We start from the raw sequence: 16,481 nt of genomic DNA, 5'->3' as shown, positions 1-16,481 counted from the left end.
TCAATAAACGGAGCATCTTTTTTATTTCATCCTCATCACCACCGGATTATGATCGCTATAATTAAGATCCGGCGAGAAGTAATCCGTGCTATTCAGTTCCGGTGAATGGAGAATATAGTCGATTCTCAACAGATGCTTGAAGTACTTGAAAGTATACATATACCCATGCCCGCTCCTCTGAAAACCATCCTGCAACTTATCACCTTTTATAGTATGATAAACATACGAAGACGGCAGAGAGTTAAAGTCACCGCAGACTAGAGTAGGATAGGGGGAGGCGGCTATCAGTTGCTTGAGAAGATCAGCTTGTACGGCCCGTTTCTGGAAATTCTCATGTAAGCCGTCGATAAGTCCCAGGGCAGCATGTTCCACTCTTTGGGAATCATCCGTACGAAGTCCCTTTTCCAGTTTGCGTTTATTCTGGCTTACTTCTGTTGTTTGGAGATGATTGTTGAACAGGCGGATGGTGCGACCATTGATTTCAATATCACATGCAAGACTGCAATTTTTCGAATCAGGATAGATGATAAGATGCTCCTCCTTGATAGGATAACGGCTGAAAACAGCCAGTTGCAACAGATTCTTCCCTTCGGGCGAAGAAGGAATATAGTGATACGGCCAATTAGAAAGAGCTGCGGATATACTATCGATGCCAAACTCATCGTTAATGCCAAATTCTTGAAAACAGAGAATATCTGCTTGCAGATTTCTCATGTAAGAAGCAATCTCCTTGCATGAGTAGCCGGTATGCTCGTGGTTAAAGGCATCGACGTTGTAAGTAGCAACCGTCAACACTCCCGGAGTATATACATTCATTTTAACCATCGGTGACGAAGCCGGACTGAAAAAAGGCGATTGTAATACACAGCTCATATATCCCCAATTGCTGAATATAGCAATCAGAGGGATGAAAACCCAGCACCGCCAACGAATCGTCCAGTAGATAGCAGAAGCAAGATTAGCCAATAAAAGTATCGGCAGTATCAAACCGATGAAAGGCATAAATTTGAAACTATCCGGTGCGGCATTGCCTACGAAAGCACCCGCAATGGTAACTCCTGCCAAAATACTGGTCAGCACGATGGATATGTAATAAAACAGTCTGTAAAAGGCTTTCATTTAATCTAAATTATTTGCTGGTTGTATCATGAGGGATTAAGCTCTCTACGAAGGAAGCAACCATTTATGAATCATTGCTTTCAATTTATCATCCGCTATTGGTTTAGCTATAAAATCATTGCACCCCGCTTCTTCAGCCGCTTTCCTGTCCTGTTCGTATGCAAAGGCACTTTGAGCAATAATAGGAACAGTGGCAGACAGTTCACGGATGATTTTTGTAGCTTCCAGTCCGTCCAGATTCGGCATCTTGATATCCATCAAGATAAGATCCGGTTTCACCTCATCGAACATCGTGACAGCTTCCATTCCGTCATGCGCACGTATAAGCTGATGGTCTTTACCTAGAATAGCCTCCAATAAGTCGAAGTTACTGTCCGTATCTTCGGCAACCAAAATACAGGCGTGCCGTGTATTTGCAGAACTGTCAACACTCGAATCTGCAGTTTTCCCGGCAGATGCTATTCCAGCAATGTTCCCTTCACCATTCTCTTTCTTTGAAGAATCCACATTTGCAGGATTTGCAATCGTGTATGGTAAAGTAAATGTAAACGTCGTTCCCTTACCAAATTCGGAGCTGACGGAAATCTTGCCCCCGAGACGTTCAACGATAGACTTACAGATAGATAATCCCAACCCAGTGCCCTGTGCATGATTGTTCAGCTTTGCGAAACGCTCGAACACACGCCCCACTTTCTCCGGTTCAATTCCTGTTCCGGTATCCGTTACGTGGAATACAATCTGATTGTCCGCCAGTTTGTAACCATAACTGATGCTTCCTTCCTTCGTAAACTTGACAGCATTTCCAATCAGATTTGAAATCACCTGGAATACCCGGTTCTTGTCCGTTTCAATCATCAGACTTTCGTCCGAGGATTCATAGACAAGGCTTACTCCCTGCGGAGTACGGAATATATGAGCATCGTGCACTTCCCGGCAGAGATTATGGAGACTAGCCGGTCCGAAGGAAAACTCGATGGTTCCCGATTCAATCTTCGAGAGGTCGAGAATCTCGTTGATAAGTTGCAGGAGACGTTCGTTGTTCGCGTTTACGATGTTATAATACGTCTTCCGTTCTTCCGCATCGTCGCTTTCGGCAATGAGATGCGAGAAACCTACGATAGCATTCAGCGGCGTACGTATTTCATGACTCATATTGGCGAGGAAGGCCGACTTCAGGCTATCAGACATTTCCGCTTTCTCTTTCGACGATTGAAGTTCCCGTTTTATCATTTCCAGCTCCGTGATGTCCCATTCGATGCTGACGATGATAGGCGAAGACAATTCGTCACCGTCCACCCGGATTTTCCGTTTGTCGAGGATAATCATGTTTCCGTTTCTGTCCTTTCCTTCAGCAGTCCAGTGCAGACCTTTTCCGGTGGTGGCCACCTGGATATCTTCTTGTCTCTTCTTTTCGGCTACGATAGGCGGGTAGAAATCGAAGTCATTCTTGCCGACAGGGTCGTTCTTATAAAGATCGCGGTTGTAGGCCTCCCGATTCCGGTAAATGTATCGGAAGTCGTTGTTGATTTCCTTCACTACAATCCCGGCAGGGAGATTGTTGATGGTTGTATCCATGATTTGGTTGAGCCGTTTGATTTGGGCTTCGTACCGAATCCTCTCGGAAATATCATGGGCAAACGACCAGTAACTTTCTTCTCCGGAATCATTGGTCACGTTGTACATCGTGCCTTCATAAGCCAATATACCTTTATTGATTTTAGATGGGTGATGAGCCACAAAGTTACTGCTGCCACCGTGTATGACATCTTTGCAACGTTCGTTCCAAGCCTCTTGTGTAGGCATATCTGCGGCGACATTGTAAATCTTTAATTGACTGATGTCTTCGTTTTCTGAAATACCATGATTGTACAGGAAACGACGGTTGGCAAAGATAATCGTGCCATCGGGCTTGGCGGCAAAGATACTTTCTTTGGCGTTGTTGATGGCATGAGTCAGTGTATTGATGTCATTTCTACGATGCTGTATGTCCGTGATGTTCTGGATATAGCCTTCGATATTGAAACTACCGTCGGAGCGTTGTTCACGCAGATAAGTCTGGATACGCATATAGAAGATTTCTCCGTTCAGGCGGACACGGTAGCTGATGCTTTCCATGTTGAGTTCTTTTTCGTTCACCCGACACCATTCCATAAAACTCTGACGGTCTTCTTCTACAATCAGTTCCACATATTTCTCAATGGCAAGGTTTTGCACATTTTCCTCGCACAAAACACCGGTATATCCAAGATAATGAAAAATATTCTGTTTCGTATTGTACGTCCATTGTCCTATCTGGGCTACCTTTTGGATAGCCCGCAGGGTGAGATTTGCCTGTTCCAACTGTCTTTTTACGTTGCTTCTTTGCGTGATGTCGCGATATTGGCAAAGCACCATACCGTCATAAGGGAACATGAGGCATTTGAAGTAAAAAGTTTCGCCTTTCAGCACCAACTTGAAGTTCTTGCTGATGCTTCTTTGTTCTTCGAGTACAATCTGGAAGATGGGCATCACCCTCTCTCTCGTATATTCTGGTAAAAGCTCAAATATATTTTTTCCTAAAAGTATATCCTCTTGCAGAAACCATAGATCACAATGAGGCTCAATGTCTACGCAGACTCCGTGCCTGTCAACCAATAGCATTGTATCTGCCGTCAGTTTCAATATTCTTTGTGCGTTATTCGCATCATGTAATATTTTGTTCATGTCTGTTTTTTATTAGATGATAGAGACTAATGTCTTATAGTAAGGATAACAAAAGATAATAGCATTTGTTTTACTTTTCAGCGCGTTTCGCCTTTTCCCAGGCTCCGCTTCCTTTTTTCTTTTTCAGATAACGGATGCCTTTCAGCACATTGACATTCATAAATAGGAAATAGTAGGGGATAAAAAGCAACTTGTTTTTTATCTGTTTGGTGGATAGATAATATCCCCAATATCCCAATCCGTAAAAAAGAACCTGCATGGCAAGCAGCACTCCGTAGAATATCGCGGAACCGCCTAACAGCAGAATCGCAATATTCAGCGGGAAGAGAGCAAACAACAGGAACGGAGTAATAGACCATCGCAATACCCGGTGAGACGTATATTGAAAGCTAAGTGTCCCGTAGCGGAAAGGATTCAGCAACGGACGAAGTCGCCAGATGGACTGCAATCCTCCCGCAGCGATGCGCACTTTCCGCTTTTCTTCTTCGCGCATATCTGCCGAACCGCTTTCGATGGCGTAAGCATTGGTGCAATAAGCAATGGTATAACCTTTCATGGTGATCCGGAGCGAAAGAATAAAATCATCGAGCAACGTATCCGGTTCCATTGCTTCGAATAGTTCACGACGCACGGCAAATAGTTCGCCTGCTGCTCCTACAGCAGAGTAGAGGCGGGCGTCAAGTGCTTTCAGTGTTGATTCGTATTTCCAGTAAATACCTTCCCCACCGGCAGCGGCTCCGTCTTTGGTCTGTACGGCGATCCGTTTTTCGCCGGCCACGCAGCCCACTTTCGGGTCTTGGAAAGCAAGTACAATTTCCTGTATTGCTTCCCGGTTTACCATAGTGTTAGCATCCGTAAAGACGACGAGCGGAGTGTCCACCAGCGTCATTCCACGTGTCATTGCGGCTGTCTTACCCTGTCGTAGGGGTTGGAAGTGTACGGTCGCTTTTCCCTGCCAACGGGTTTTCAGTCGTTCGTTCGTACCGTCGTTGCTTCCGTCTGTCACCCATACGATATGCAGTTTGTCCGCAGGGTAGTCCAGTTCAAGACTGTTCTCCATCTTTTCGTCTATAACATCTTCTTCATTGAATGCTGTAATGAAGAGAGTCACTTCCGGCAAACCAGCGTCCGATGCCGGCAACGAACGCTTCACAGGCTTCACGAAAAGTTCTTTCAACTTGACGAGAACGTAAAGCACAATTCCGTAGCCCAGATATGTGTAGAACACAATGAACAAGGCAAACCAGAAAATTATTTCAAGACAAAGAGTGATGATTTCGTTCATAGCTGTATTTATTTAGATATTTTCTTTCCTTTAAAATAATCACTATCTAATATAATATCAGAAATTTTTTCTCTATATATTATTCGTTTTTTTTCTCTTTCGGTGTTCAAAATGGAATCAGGGCAAAGTAAGCTATTTCCTACTCCTCTCCATTCAGAATGAATACCCCCCAAATCAAGAAGGGTTGGAAATAAATCAGCTTGCGTGATAACATAATCGCTTGTTTTGTCGATCTTTTGTGGAGAGTTTACAATATACAATGGGATTTGAAAAGAAACATTATCTTCTTCTTTGGATTTAAGCCAGTCATTTGAAATGGAATGGTCACTGGCTATTATAATTAGAGAATTGTGGTAAAGATGATTTTCTTTTAAGAAATTCAAATACTTACCTAAGTATTTATCCATATAATGCACATTAGATAGATAATTTTTTAATTCTTCTGAATATGTGTCAGGGAATGGAATGAGGTAGTCTTCAACTGCTTTGGTATATGGAGAATGCGTTGATGATGTGAGGATAAGTGAGAAAAAAGGTTGTTTGCTATTTTTGTCTATGCTTGCTGCATATTCAAAAAGAAGCTTATCATTTAACCAATTTTCTTTATAATTACTCAATGTATATTCCTTTCGTGAATGGAGTTTATCAAACCCATATTGGATACATACTCCATCTTGTCTCCATGTTTTAGATGAAGTAGGAATAACCATTCTACATTCGATTCCAGGTTTTTGTTTCTTTAAAAGTTTGGGCAAGGACACGAAAGTATTATTAAAATAATCGTAAATGGTAACACCTTTTGTTTTGGGTATAAGTCCGTTGAGGTATGTGAATTGTCCGTCGCTCGATTCGCCTAATTGTATCAGAGAAGTCATGTTATTATTGTAGTATGCTCCTTTTTCTACTAATTTGTTGAGGGTAGGAGTAATTTCTATTCCATTTATTTTTAGATCTGTAGGGAACGAAAGAAGGGATTCTACTATAATGAGAATAATATTTTCTTTTGGTGGATATTCAATACTATATTTTGATTCGTAAAAGAATGGTTCCAGTTTTGCCACTTCCTCTGGGTTACAGTCTTGTTTGTTGTTTGATGCACATTGTATAATGGTCCCATAAATTATTCCGAATTTGAATATACTTTCTGTTGGACTATTTTTAAAAGGGTGAACATACTTGTAGTTTAATGATGACCAATGTATTGTTGCTGTAGCTATTAATCCTCCTAATAAAATAAATGCAATTCCTAATATGTAAAGGGAAAAGATTCTTCGTGTCTTTCTTCTTATTTCAGAATAAGCTCTATGAAATTGTTTATAAGATAAGATACTTGCAAGAGTTGTTATTAGTATTGTAATGTCAGAGAACCTAATAGTTGCAAATACGTTAGCTGATAGTCCGTCAAGATTGTTGAATTCTCCATATAATATTGGAGGCATATATGTGTAGAAGAATCTACTATAAGATACATTTACAATTACCAGTATTGTAATGATAGTATATGGAATGAAAAATAAATAAGTCTTTTTTCCAATTAGATAAAGTGGAATAAAGAATAATAGGCATATATCGATAAAAGCATGAATGATATTCTCCAGATATGAGAATGGAGTAAGAGAATATTTATCAATAAGAATTGAGTAGTGCATGTATTGTAAATTAATATAGCATAGTAATATTAACGACAAGGGGAATGTAAATTGTTTGATTAATAATTTTATATTCATATTTCTATCTCACTATTTTGTCTGCAAATACTTTTAAATACGCTTAAGGTGCCGCCAATCATAATTATATTGTTTGTTTTCAACTATGCTATTGAAATAATTCCTTTAGCGACTGTTTTTTATTCCTCAAATATACAATTGGAAATTTGCAGAAAGATATAAAATTTCCCTCTGCAGAAGTAGCATGTAATGTACTTATTGAATTTCCTTCCATTAGTCCTATAGCAGTTTTTTTCTCAAAAGCACTAAAATATAGCTTATATTTTTCATTGTCCTTAATAAGTGAACTTCGATATAAACCATAGGAATAAAAAGAACCCAGCATTGGAGCTTTGGATAATATATATTTTTTGTTGTTAAATGATAAGCCGTCGGAACTGGAGTATAATACTAGGTTATTAGTATCATAATCATATATAACTAGATAATATATTTTGTCTATATATGCTAAATCAATATGCCAAGGGGTAACAGAATTGTCAGGTAGATGACATGTTTCTTTTTTGCTCCACTTTTTCCCATCTGTAGAAAAACTTCTACAGATTTCTCTTGGCTTTTCTATACTGTTCACATACCACATTACATATCCATTAGTACCTTTATGTATCGCAGGGCTTATAACCATATTACCTGTTTCATTTTTTATGATAGAGGTATCTTGTAGATTTATCATCACCTCTCGGGGAGACCAGTCTTTTCCATTGAGAGTATATTTGCGTAATATATAAGTAGCATTATTTTTTTGATGGCTGATGCGGTACCAGCACTCTAAAGTATCTTTATAAAAGACTAAATGTGGGTCTGAAAAATAATCTTTATTTATAATATTGTTTTCGTCTAAATCATCTATTGGATTTTGAGAGTCCTCAAAATCGTTCCAATGTATTCCGTCTTTAGATACATGCACACATGGATTTTCCCATCGTTCTCTATATGGAGGCAATCCTTTCCAATCACCATCCTCACCTAAGGGATATGGAGTTTCCGCCATCCAGTATTTATATCCATTCCATCCTTCCGGAATGTATATTACTGATGGGTGATAGGGTTGGTTACTACCTTCCGGAGTCTTGATAATTAATGGAGCCTGATTATACTTTTGAAATTGATTATACTGGTATATATAGTCAACTAATATTACACAAATAACAACTAGAATAATTTTTCTTATTATTTTCATTTGCTTATTTGATTAAATTATTGTCTTTATCTTTATATTTTTTCTTTCTGGTGAATAATCCTCCAATACCTTTTAATCCTTTGATAAAACGCACTTTGAAGCTTTTAAACAGTCCTCCATCTGCTCCTACTGTTCCATATCCGGTTATAACCCGTGCTTTTGAAGAATGGATAAAGACGAGTTTTCCGTAAGGTTTCATCGCTAAAGCCAGTGAGCCGTCTTCACCACGAATGATATCTGTGCGGAATCCTAACTGCTTGCCTAATTCTGTTTTGAATGCGAATGTCATGCCGCGTACACAAAGTTCCGGACGCTGTATGGCTTGAATGCGCAGGTAAAAGTCTCTTAATGATTCATACCACCATAATCCCCATTTAGAGTGTTGCTCATCAGGAATAAAGCTCCAAAGGCTGAACGTGCAGACTACGTTTGGTTGCATTAGTTTTTTTACATGTGTCTTGATGTAATTGTTCGGGTACATGGTATCGGTGTCAATACAGATATGGTATGTTCCTTTTGCTTGGTTTAATCCGCATTGGCGGGCATGTCCCGGTCCTTTCTTAAGCTCATTGAAATAAGTGACTCCCAACTGTTGGAGCACACTTTCAGTTCGATCGGAAGAATTGTTGTTGACAGCCAGAATTTCAATCGGAAAGTCACAGATGTTGTCACAAAGCGACCATAAGCAACTTAGCAAACGCTTTTCTTCATTATAGCAGATGAGAATGACAGATGCTAAGGGTTGTTTGTTTTCCGATAATTTCTGCAATTTAGTTTTTACGAAATCTACTGCTTCCTTTGGTGCTGAATCGAAAGGTTGTTCGTAAACTTGCAGATATTTAGTATACCATTTCATAAATCTTTATTTTTTTCAATGATACTTTCAAACAATGTTTTCCATTGTTCTGCGATTGGTTCGATCCTGAAACGTTCTATATCCATTCGAGCTTGCCGTCCCATTTCTCGTCGTACATTTTCGTTTTCTATCAGATAGCAGATTTTCTCTGCTAATCCCTCTATATTACCGTTTTCTACTAATAGTCCGTTTATTCCGTCGCTGATGATATCACGCGGTCCGCAGGGGCATGTAAATGAGACGGGAGGTACTCCACATGCCATTGCTTCTATAATAACCATGCCAAATCCCTCATAACGCGAAGAAAGGACGAAGATAGAACTTTTACAGTACTTATCGACAATATCCGGTGTGCTATGCTCCAGAATACAACTGGGGCTAATTCCTAGTTCGTAGATTTGGTTCTGAAGTTGTTCCCGCATACCATCACCATAGATACGGAGAATCCAGTCCGGGTGTTTTTTATTGACAATGCTCCAAGCAGATATTAAACGGTCAAATCCTTTTTGAGGGACATATCTGCCTACGGCAATGACCTGTTTGGGGGTGTTATCCGATTGTTGTTCCGGCAAAAACGGGAGTGGATTGTAGATTACGGTTACATTATTGAGCTCTGTCCATTCGGCAGCATCTTCATGGCTAAGGACGACAAAACTTTTGAGTTGTCGCACCTGCCTGATGAGTTGCCACATCCAGTATTGCTTGACGGCACGCTGAATGATACCAGGAAGACAGTTGTCGCTGAATTCCCGGTAATTGGACTTGTTGAAGTGGATTTCTCCAAGCTTAATGCTTTTGTCTTTCATCTTATTGATGAAGTTTATATCACGTCGTAAGAGAGAGATGGTAATGTCCGGTTCAATCTCATTGAGGCATGTCTCCAGCCTTTTTTTAAACAATTTCTGTTTGCTCCAATATCGGTGAATTCGTTTCGGTAAGGAAAGGCCATACAATTCGTCATAGTTGATGTCGAGCTGATGGGTGGTGATGGATGGATACAATTTATAGTAAGGTTCTTTTCCTTTTCCATCGGTCAATATGATGTGTATGTCATACCCTAAATGTTCTGCAAAATAGTTTGCTTTTAGTGTAAGTACACGTTCCATTCCACTAGGATAATAGAGCGAGGGGATGCAATAGGCTATTTTTACTTTTTTATTCATCGGATTACTTTTCAAGTATTGTATGCTGTGGTCTGATGTCCAATTCATCGATGACTTTTTTCATTTGCGCTGTCCAGGACAATGGACGGATAGATTCTCTAATATTCTGCGGAGTCATAGTCAGAGACTTTTGAAAGCTGATTAACTGTTGAATATTAATAGGTGATTCATCTGGTGGTGCTTTCCAAATGTAAGGCATCTTATCAAAATCTTCGTCGATTTCTGAATAAGTAAATGCCAATCCTCGTGCAGCATATTCGCGATTTTTTAAAGTTTTGATATGTGTGATACCACTGCGGTGTCGGCCTAAACTACCGATAGCAAAATCTGCCTGCTCAAACATGGCGTCAAGTTGCTGATCATGCTGTGGTCCATGGAGGATAACATAAGATTCTAGTTTATTATCACGAATGACGGGAAGGATTTCTTGCTTTTCACGTTCGCCGGATAATGGTCCCACGATATGAAAATAAACTTTGTAGTCAGGATTCGTACAATAATATTCAGCTAATCCACGGATAAGTCGATCGAATCCATGCCAATAGTGTACTTCAGCTACTCCTATTAAATGTAGCTCATGTGTCGTGTCATTCATTTGTTTCTTCATAGGAATGGCATCAAAATCAATTCCGTTAGATATGCGGATTGTTCGTTCGCCAAAGATATTTTTAGCGTTTGAAAAGGTGACTATTCCATTAAGGAAAGAGGCCAGGCGATGACGAAAACAACGATCTGTGAGCCTTTTGAATTTCATAGGCCATGTGATGTACTCTTGATCGTAAGGAAAAGTCGGTATCTCCATGACCACTTTTGCTCCTTTTTTCTTCATACGTTTCACCATATTTATGGTGAAAGGGTTTGCATTATGATATGAACGGATGTAGACAAAATGTATATTTTCGCGAAGTACGTAGTTTGCTATGCAGTTTAGGCCCAACCGTTTCCGAATTTTCGCAAACACTCCTTGTCCCAATTCAGCAATCACTGCATTGTCTGCCATCCAGCGGCGTTCACCGGAAGGGCTTATGTCATAATAACATAAACGAACATCTAACCCACATTCTTTGAGGGCTTTTACCTGATAGTGTATTTTTTTGCTAATTCCGTTGGCTTTGTCGAAGCCGTGGAATATAAGGAATAAGGCTTTCATTGGTTGCTCAAATCTCTATATATTGTTTATTCTGTTCTTTTTATTATCTCTTACACAGGATGCTTCGCACTTTGCCGATAATGTCATACTCATGCGTCATTTGTATATAAATGCCAAAGATAATAAAACTAACGATACTTTTGGCTATAATTGTCACAAAAATATTCATCCCTTCCAGTGCATACTGCATGGGAATGAGGGCTAATGCTATCAAAATGCTAATGATGAACGGAGAAATAAGCTGACGAATGAATGGCCACGCACTTCGACGGAAGGTTATCCGGTACATTTGCCAGTAACATTGTATAAAGTTGATGGAGAACGTCACCACAATGCAACTAGCCACTGCTGTCAGCGTTCCGAAATAGAAGATTCCGAGCAGTATGCCTGTCACGTTGAGCACAGACGAGAACACTCCGCATACAAATAAGCTCCGTGTATCGCCTGCCGCCTGAAAGATGGAACCGGACGAGGAGAGTATGATCTGAATTCCTACGGACAGGGAGAGTAGCCGAAAAACGGGTACGGAGGGCAGCCATTGGACTCCAAAAATAATCAACGTTACTTCCTCTGCTGTAAAGAAGAGCAGCACGCTAAGAGGCAATCCGATGAAAGCGAGGAATCGGAGAATACGTTCATAAGAGGTGGCTAGTTTTGCTTTGTCATTTTGGAAATCACTGAAGATGGGGTGCATTACAGGAGTGATGACCTGGGTGATGTTTTGCAAGGGAAGCATCATCAGGCGATAGGATTTTTCGTAATATCCGAGGTCGGACATACTCATGTATTTGCCAATCAGTAATTTGTCCAGATTGCGGCTGAAGTAGTTGATGACGTTGAATAGAAACTGGTAGGCGGAATAGGAGAATATCTTCCGGAGCGCCGTCAGCCCCAGCGTGAAACGCAGTCGTTGCGGATAGCGCTGGTAGGAGATGACGAATATGAGTATGCTGGATATTATTGGGTTGATAATCAGTGCATATAATCCTGCTCCGCAGAGGGCGGCAGTCACGGCTGCCGCACCTGCGGAAATCTGGATAACGAAACTACGGATAGCGATGAATTTGAATTCCTTGTTCCGATAGAATAGTGCTCCCGGCACGATGGTGGCGGAGGCAAAGAATAGATTAACGGACAGCAGTTGACACAGTGTCCGCAGGATTTCGCTTTCGTAATAGTCGGCAATCATCCATGAAGCTGCAAAAAACAAGATGCTGATTCCGATGCCGGTCCATACGGTAAACGAGAAAATAGTTGATAGTTCATCTTTTGTCAGTGATTTGTGCTGTATGATAGCGGGAGATATTCCCATATCGGTGAGGAGGCTGAAAAAAGCGATGATTACGGTGGCAACGGCTACGATTCCGAAGTCGTCCGGAGATAGGAGGCGGGCCAGTATTCCTGCTATTACAAGAGAAATGACAATGCCGCTGTATTTGGCCAGTGCGGTATAGAACACTCCTGAAAAGAGTTGATTTTTAATGTTGCTAGCCATTGTCGACCGTTTTTTTATGGTTTATAAATAGGAATTTGAAAAGTAATGCCCCTATCGTTTTTGTCGATACATACTTTTTATATTTTTGCAGGCACAACCGTGCGAGTTTGATCCGCTCCGGTAATTTTAGTGAATGTGCTTGCCACATGGCAGCGTCAAGCATTTGAGATAAATATAAATCAATAATTTCTTTATTTTTATCTTCGGTAGTCTGTCTTCTAAAGCTAAGAATCTCTTCTGTGACGACAAGATATCCTTTTATGTTCCGCATTGCGAATTTACTCGTCATTGTAGAATCTTTTCTCATACGACGATGAAAAAAAGTTCGTTTAATGCAAGCTGCTTTCGTGCTTTGTAGATAAAGCAAGGTAGTAAACAGTTGGTCTTCGTGTACGATTTCGGGATAAAATGATAGATTATGTTTTTCTATCACGTTTCTATGAATAAAGTGCAGGCAAACGGAAGGAGTATATTCTTTATTCTGTAATTGAATTTCAAGTGCTTCCTGGCCGGTATAGATTTTGTCTTCTAATTTCTCTGTATGTTTGTAATTCAGTGTTGGAGCATTTTCAACGTTGTTTTCAAAGAAAACTAAAGCATCAAAAAATACAAAATCAAGTTTTTCTTCTTTGCATTTATGATAACACAATTCCAAAGCATCTTCTTCCAGCAGATCGTCGCTATCCATAAAATAGATATATTCTCCGTGTGCGTGTGAGATCCCTCTGTTACGCGCAATTGATTGTCCCTGATTCGCTTGTGTATATATTTGTATACGTTTGTCAGTGTCACCCAGTTTTTCTACTATACTTAAACTTTTGTCTGTTGATCCGTCATCTACAACTATTATTTCCAGTTCTTTCAAGCTTTGATACATCACGCTTTCTACTGCTTGACGAACATATTTTTCAGTGTTATAGACAGGAATGACGACACTGACTTTTATTTCATTATATTTCATGCATTTCGTATTCTGATAAATTATTGATACTGGCAGCAGCATTACAATCTGCTGTTCAAATCTCTATATACTTCGGCATATTGTTTGCCCACTTTATCTATACTCATGTTTTCTAGTGCATAGGTATAGTTCATTTCTCCTTTTCCCCAAGTAGATAACTGCCAGGCCATTTTCAGTGCCCGTATGATATCGGCTTTATGATTCGGATTGAAAGTCGGATTGCCTGTGTTTTTTAATAGTTCGCCTATATTGCCGGTATTTGGTCCTACGACTATCTTGTGGAAAAGAAAAGCAAGAGGAATATTTACGGAGTTTAGTGCATTTCTTTCTTGGATGAATATCACGTCAGAGGCAGACATATAATAAGGGAGGTCGCACTCGTCTATCGGTTCGTCGTTGGCTCCCGCTTGTAGTCTGAACATACGGTTTAACAACGGCATGAGGACATAGTAGCCAATTCGGGAAGCCCATCGTTTGAGGATATTTCCGCCATAGTTATTGCGCCTTGAAAAGGGGCATAAGCGAGGGGCTATCAGTAGTTTCCGTTCTTTGTCCCAGTCGCGGAACGCTCCGAGCAGCATACGTCTTTCTTCCCGGTTGCGGAATTTCCCGAAGGCGGTGACGACGAATGCTTCTTGTGGCAGGTTCAGATATTGGCGCGCGCGCTCTATGCTGATATCTTCTTTGTAGGTGTATTGGTAGATGTGGTACGGGATGATGACGTTCCTGCTGTCGGGATATTTTTGTATGAATTCTGTCTGGCTGTAATGTCCCATGTGCACTACGGTGTCACTCTCCGATTCGATTATGTCGTAGACCCGGCTGATGATATCATTTGCATAGTGGGGGTGAATGTTGTGCCGTGTGTATATGAAATGAGTTCCTCGCGAGCGGAAAAAATCAATGCGTTCTTTCAGGCGGCGGATGACGTCGGGGTCTTTGCATGTCCATCCCACCAGTTCTTCCGGCCATTGGAAATGGATGATGTCATAAGTCGTATCCGATTCCCAGAATTCTTTTTGGGAGTATCTTACATTGATTCCAGCCATTCTGATAGCATCGCATAAGATAGGAACAAATAGATTGTCGGTTTCTCCGTTTTCTCTGAAAACGATCAGTGCTTTTATTGATGGGCTGTCTGTTTCGCTATCACTCATTTTTTAAGTTTTAAAGACCTTTATTACATTGCAAATGTAATAAAACTTATGATAAGTTTCTCCTTTTCTGTGTTTTAATTGCAGTTTAAGTTGCTATTTGAGGAAATCTGAAACAGGTCTAATGTTTTTATAAGCCGTTTTTCTTCTTGGGTATAAGGAATGTGGTGACTTTCAATATATTGCTTGAGGAAGAGACAAGCATGTATGAAAATGTCTGCTTTCATATAGCTGGTGAAATTTATGTAACGGTAGTAGGAGGCTTCACTGATGTCGATATGCACGCAGAGGTCTACTGTGGCTAGCCGTGACGTTTTCAAGAGCTTTTTTATCAGCATTACTCTGTTCTGGTAATGCTCGTTCACTATTTTATTTTCTTCTATTTCTTCCAACGTTTGGTTGCGTTTTGTGTCCATATTGTTTGGGATTATTAATAATTTTTGGCAAAGGTCGGATAAAAAATATATAATCCCTCTCTCATTTTTGCGATAGCTGGAATAAAATACATTTTGCACCTTTGCGCCCCGGAAGTATTAAATGTGGAATAATAAATGATAAATGAAAATGAAGAAAGATCAGTATTTCAATTTGGAGGTAAATTTGTTGAATGACGACAATATTGCCTGTATGATGTCAGAGATGAATGCCGCGGAAGCACTCGGAATTTACGTGATGTTGCTGTTGCATCTGCGCACTAAAGATGCTTATGAGGCGTCGTGCAAACCGGTTTTACTGAAGGCCATGGCCCGGCGGTATGATGTGGATGAAGTTGCGGTGGAGCGGGTACTTCGCGAATTCGATCTCTTCGAACTGGATGAGGAACGACAGATGTTTCGTTCTTCTTACTTGGATAGGGTGATGAAAAGCTTGGAAGAGAAGCGGAAAATGGACATCGAAAACGGTAAGAAAGGAGGGCGTCCGAAAAAGGTGGCAAAAAGTGCTGAAACGCCCGTCAGTAAAGGGAGAAAACCCACTGAAAACCAGAAGAGGAGAGAAGAGGAGAGTAAAGAAGAGGAGAGTAAAGGAAGTGTTTCTGTTGTAAACAATAATAGGAGTAATGTAGAAACACCGTCGTCTCTTGTGAGCCGTTTGGCGGATGAAGGCAATCATGGTCCGTTACAACCCGTGTTGCCTTGGGAAAAGTTGGTGGACCAACTTTCTACTTTCCAGTCATATATGGAATTGGCCGGGCAGCATTCCGGTTTGGGAAAGCTTTTTGTAGACCATCAAAAACTTATTCTGGAAATTTTCAAAAAACATATCCGCCTTTATGATAAAGGAGCCGGACTGCTTTTCCCGGAGGACGTGAAACGGTATTTTTCAAATTATATCGCGGCCGGTTCCGTTACTTGCCGCACGTTGAGGGAAACCTTGCTGAAAGAGCTTGAGAATACGGTCGACAAGGATGTGAACCGCTTTGAAAGCGTCGTCGACGGGCGGCGAACGTATCTGGGACATCTTATTCCGGCTGATGCGCCGCCACGTCCCGATGCATCGGCGGTGTGGGATGATGTGAAGAAAAGATGGGCGCATTAATCTGGCAGATGACTGGCTTCGTCCGGCAGGTTGTTGATGTTCGTCTAGTAGGTAACGGAAGTTCGTCCGGCAGGTGGCAGACACTCGTCCGGCAGGTAAGTCCTCTGCGTGTGAATGATTATTTTAAACTATTTTTTAATTAGAAAAAAGGA

General features: G+C 40.7%; 14 protein-coding genes. 2 read left to right on the top strand and 12 right to left on the bottom strand.

All coding sequences use genetic code 11. The features are described from left to right. Positions 1 to 21: 21 nt before the first annotated feature. From LPH68_RS06615 to LPH68_RS06560, 12 genes are all read right to left on the bottom strand, one after another. The gene (locus tag LPH68_RS06615) at positions 22 to 1,119 is read right to left on the bottom strand and encodes an endonuclease/exonuclease/phosphatase family protein (RefSeq protein WP_009039452.1); all 1,098 of its coding nucleotides are present in this window, start codon (positions 1,117 to 1,119) and stop codon (positions 22 to 24) included. Between the two features lie 45 nt (positions 1,120 to 1,164). Continuing rightward, positions 1,165 to 3,822: an ATP-binding protein gene (locus LPH68_RS06610; protein ID WP_118219706.1), complete on the bottom strand. Its 2,658-nt coding sequence runs from the start codon at positions 3,820 to 3,822 to the stop codon at positions 1,165 to 1,167. A 70-nt stretch (positions 3,823 to 3,892) separates the two neighbouring features. After that, positions 3,893 to 5,107, bottom strand: coding sequence for a glycosyltransferase family 2 protein (locus LPH68_RS06605; protein WP_118219704.1), 1,215 nt, complete (start codon positions 5,105 to 5,107; stop codon positions 3,893 to 3,895). A gap of 8 nt (positions 5,108 to 5,115) precedes the next feature. Beyond that, positions 5,116 to 6,756: an LTA synthase family protein gene (locus LPH68_RS06600; protein ID WP_230296885.1), complete on the bottom strand. Its 1,641-nt coding sequence runs from the start codon at positions 6,754 to 6,756 to the stop codon at positions 5,116 to 5,118. Positions 6,757 to 6,922: 166 nt separating this feature from the next. Beyond that, positions 6,923 to 8,014, bottom strand: a complete 1,092-nt coding sequence (locus tag LPH68_RS06595; protein ID WP_004315926.1) for a hypothetical protein — start codon at positions 8,012 to 8,014, stop codon at positions 6,923 to 6,925. Between the two features lie 4 nt (positions 8,015 to 8,018). Continuing rightward, entirely contained in the window at positions 8,019 to 8,870 is an 852-nt protein-coding gene (locus tag LPH68_RS06590; protein WP_004315925.1) for a glycosyltransferase family 2 protein, read from the bottom strand. Continuing rightward, positions 8,867 to 10,033: a glycosyltransferase family 4 protein gene (locus tag LPH68_RS06585; RefSeq protein WP_008770970.1), complete on the bottom strand. Its 1,167-nt coding sequence runs from the start codon at positions 10,031 to 10,033 to the stop codon at positions 8,867 to 8,869. Before LPH68_RS06585 ends, LPH68_RS06590 begins: the two co-directional genes overlap by 4 nt. A 4-nt stretch (positions 10,034 to 10,037) precedes the next feature. Next, positions 10,038 to 11,183 carry a hypothetical protein gene (locus LPH68_RS06580; RefSeq protein WP_004315923.1) on the bottom strand — a complete coding sequence of 382 codons (1,146 nt, stop codon included), beginning with the start codon at positions 11,181 to 11,183 and terminating at the stop codon, positions 10,038 to 10,040. 43 nt (positions 11,184 to 11,226) lie between these two features. After that, positions 11,227 to 12,678 carry a lipopolysaccharide biosynthesis protein gene (locus tag LPH68_RS06575; RefSeq protein WP_004315922.1) on the bottom strand — a complete coding sequence of 484 codons (1,452 nt, stop codon included), beginning with the start codon at positions 12,676 to 12,678 and terminating at the stop codon, positions 11,227 to 11,229. Then, positions 12,671 to 13,639, bottom strand: a complete 969-nt coding sequence (locus tag LPH68_RS06570; RefSeq protein WP_004315921.1) for a glycosyltransferase — start codon at positions 13,637 to 13,639, stop codon at positions 12,671 to 12,673. The genes LPH68_RS06575 and LPH68_RS06570 overlap by 8 nt, the downstream gene beginning before the upstream one ends. A gap of 41 nt (positions 13,640 to 13,680) precedes the next feature. Then, positions 13,681 to 14,796: a hypothetical protein gene (locus tag LPH68_RS06565; RefSeq protein ID WP_008643869.1), complete on the bottom strand. Its 1,116-nt coding sequence runs from the start codon at positions 14,794 to 14,796 to the stop codon at positions 13,681 to 13,683. Between the two features lie 74 nt (positions 14,797 to 14,870). After that, positions 14,871 to 15,209 (bottom strand): hypothetical protein, encoded by a 339-nt coding sequence (locus LPH68_RS06560; RefSeq protein ID WP_008017359.1) that lies wholly within the window; start codon positions 15,207 to 15,209, stop codon positions 14,871 to 14,873. 148 nt (positions 15,210 to 15,357) lie between these two features. Between LPH68_RS06560 and LPH68_RS06555 the strand changes: the two genes are divergently transcribed. Both LPH68_RS06555 and LPH68_RS06550 read left to right on the top strand, forming a co-directional pair. After that, positions 15,358 to 16,329: a DUF4373 domain-containing protein gene (locus tag LPH68_RS06555; protein ID WP_192918801.1), complete on the top strand. Its 972-nt coding sequence runs from the start codon at positions 15,358 to 15,360 to the stop codon at positions 16,327 to 16,329. Continuing rightward, positions 16,317 to 16,472, top strand: coding sequence for a hypothetical protein (locus tag LPH68_RS06550; protein WP_192918800.1), 156 nt, complete (start codon positions 16,317 to 16,319; stop codon positions 16,470 to 16,472). The genes LPH68_RS06555 and LPH68_RS06550 overlap by 13 nt, the downstream gene beginning before the upstream one ends. Positions 16,473 to 16,481: the final 9 nt, after the last annotated feature.

Origin of the sequence: Bacteroides sp. 1_1_30 (assembly GCF_020982715.1) — a bacterium.
In the GTDB taxonomy this organism is placed as follows: domain Bacteria; phylum Bacteroidota; class Bacteroidia; order Bacteroidales; family Bacteroidaceae; genus Bacteroides; species Bacteroides xylanisolvens.
The sequence above is the reverse complement of the archived record's forward strand: the minus strand, read 5'-3'. Positions and strand labels throughout refer to the sequence as shown.

What these genes read in the sequence shown, in the direction of transcription:
- LPH68_RS06615 (WP_009039452.1), bottom strand. Translation starts at nt 1,119, where the DNA reads ATGAAAGCCTTTTACAGACTGTTTTATTACATATCCATCGTGCTGACC.
- LPH68_RS06610 (WP_118219706.1), bottom strand. Translation starts at nt 3,822, where the DNA reads ATGAACAAAATATTACATGATGCGAATAACGCACAAAGAATATTGAAA.
- LPH68_RS06605 (WP_118219704.1), bottom strand. Translation starts at nt 5,107, where the DNA reads ATGAACGAAATCATCACTCTTTGTCTTGAAATAATTTTCTGGTTTGCC.
- LPH68_RS06600 (WP_230296885.1), bottom strand. Translation starts at nt 6,756, where the DNA reads ATGCACTACTCAATTCTTATTGATAAATATTCTCTTACTCCATTCTCA.
- LPH68_RS06595 (WP_004315926.1), bottom strand. Translation starts at nt 8,014, where the DNA reads ATGAAAATAATAAGAAAAATTATTCTAGTTGTTATTTGTGTAATATTA.
- LPH68_RS06590 (WP_004315925.1), bottom strand. Translation starts at nt 8,870, where the DNA reads ATGAAATGGTATACTAAATATCTGCAAGTTTACGAACAACCTTTCGAT.
- LPH68_RS06585 (WP_008770970.1), bottom strand. Translation starts at nt 10,033, where the DNA reads ATGAATAAAAAAGTAAAAATAGCCTATTGCATCCCCTCGCTCTATTAT.
- LPH68_RS06580 (WP_004315923.1), bottom strand. Translation starts at nt 11,183, where the DNA reads ATGAAAGCCTTATTCCTTATATTCCACGGCTTCGACAAAGCCAACGGA.
- LPH68_RS06575 (WP_004315922.1), bottom strand. Translation starts at nt 12,678, where the DNA reads ATGGCTAGCAACATTAAAAATCAACTCTTTTCAGGAGTGTTCTATACC.
- LPH68_RS06570 (WP_004315921.1), bottom strand. Translation starts at nt 13,639, where the DNA reads ATGAAATATAATGAAATAAAAGTCAGTGTCGTCATTCCTGTCTATAAC.
- LPH68_RS06565 (WP_008643869.1), bottom strand. Translation starts at nt 14,796, where the DNA reads ATGAGTGATAGCGAAACAGACAGCCCATCAATAAAAGCACTGATCGTT.
- LPH68_RS06560 (WP_008017359.1), bottom strand. Translation starts at nt 15,209, where the DNA reads ATGGACACAAAACGCAACCAAACGTTGGAAGAAATAGAAGAAAATAAA.
- LPH68_RS06555 (WP_192918801.1), top strand. Translation starts at nt 15,358, where the DNA reads ATGAAGAAAGATCAGTATTTCAATTTGGAGGTAAATTTGTTGAATGAC.
- LPH68_RS06550 (WP_192918800.1), top strand. Translation starts at nt 16,317, where the DNA reads ATGGGCGCATTAATCTGGCAGATGACTGGCTTCGTCCGGCAGGTTGTT.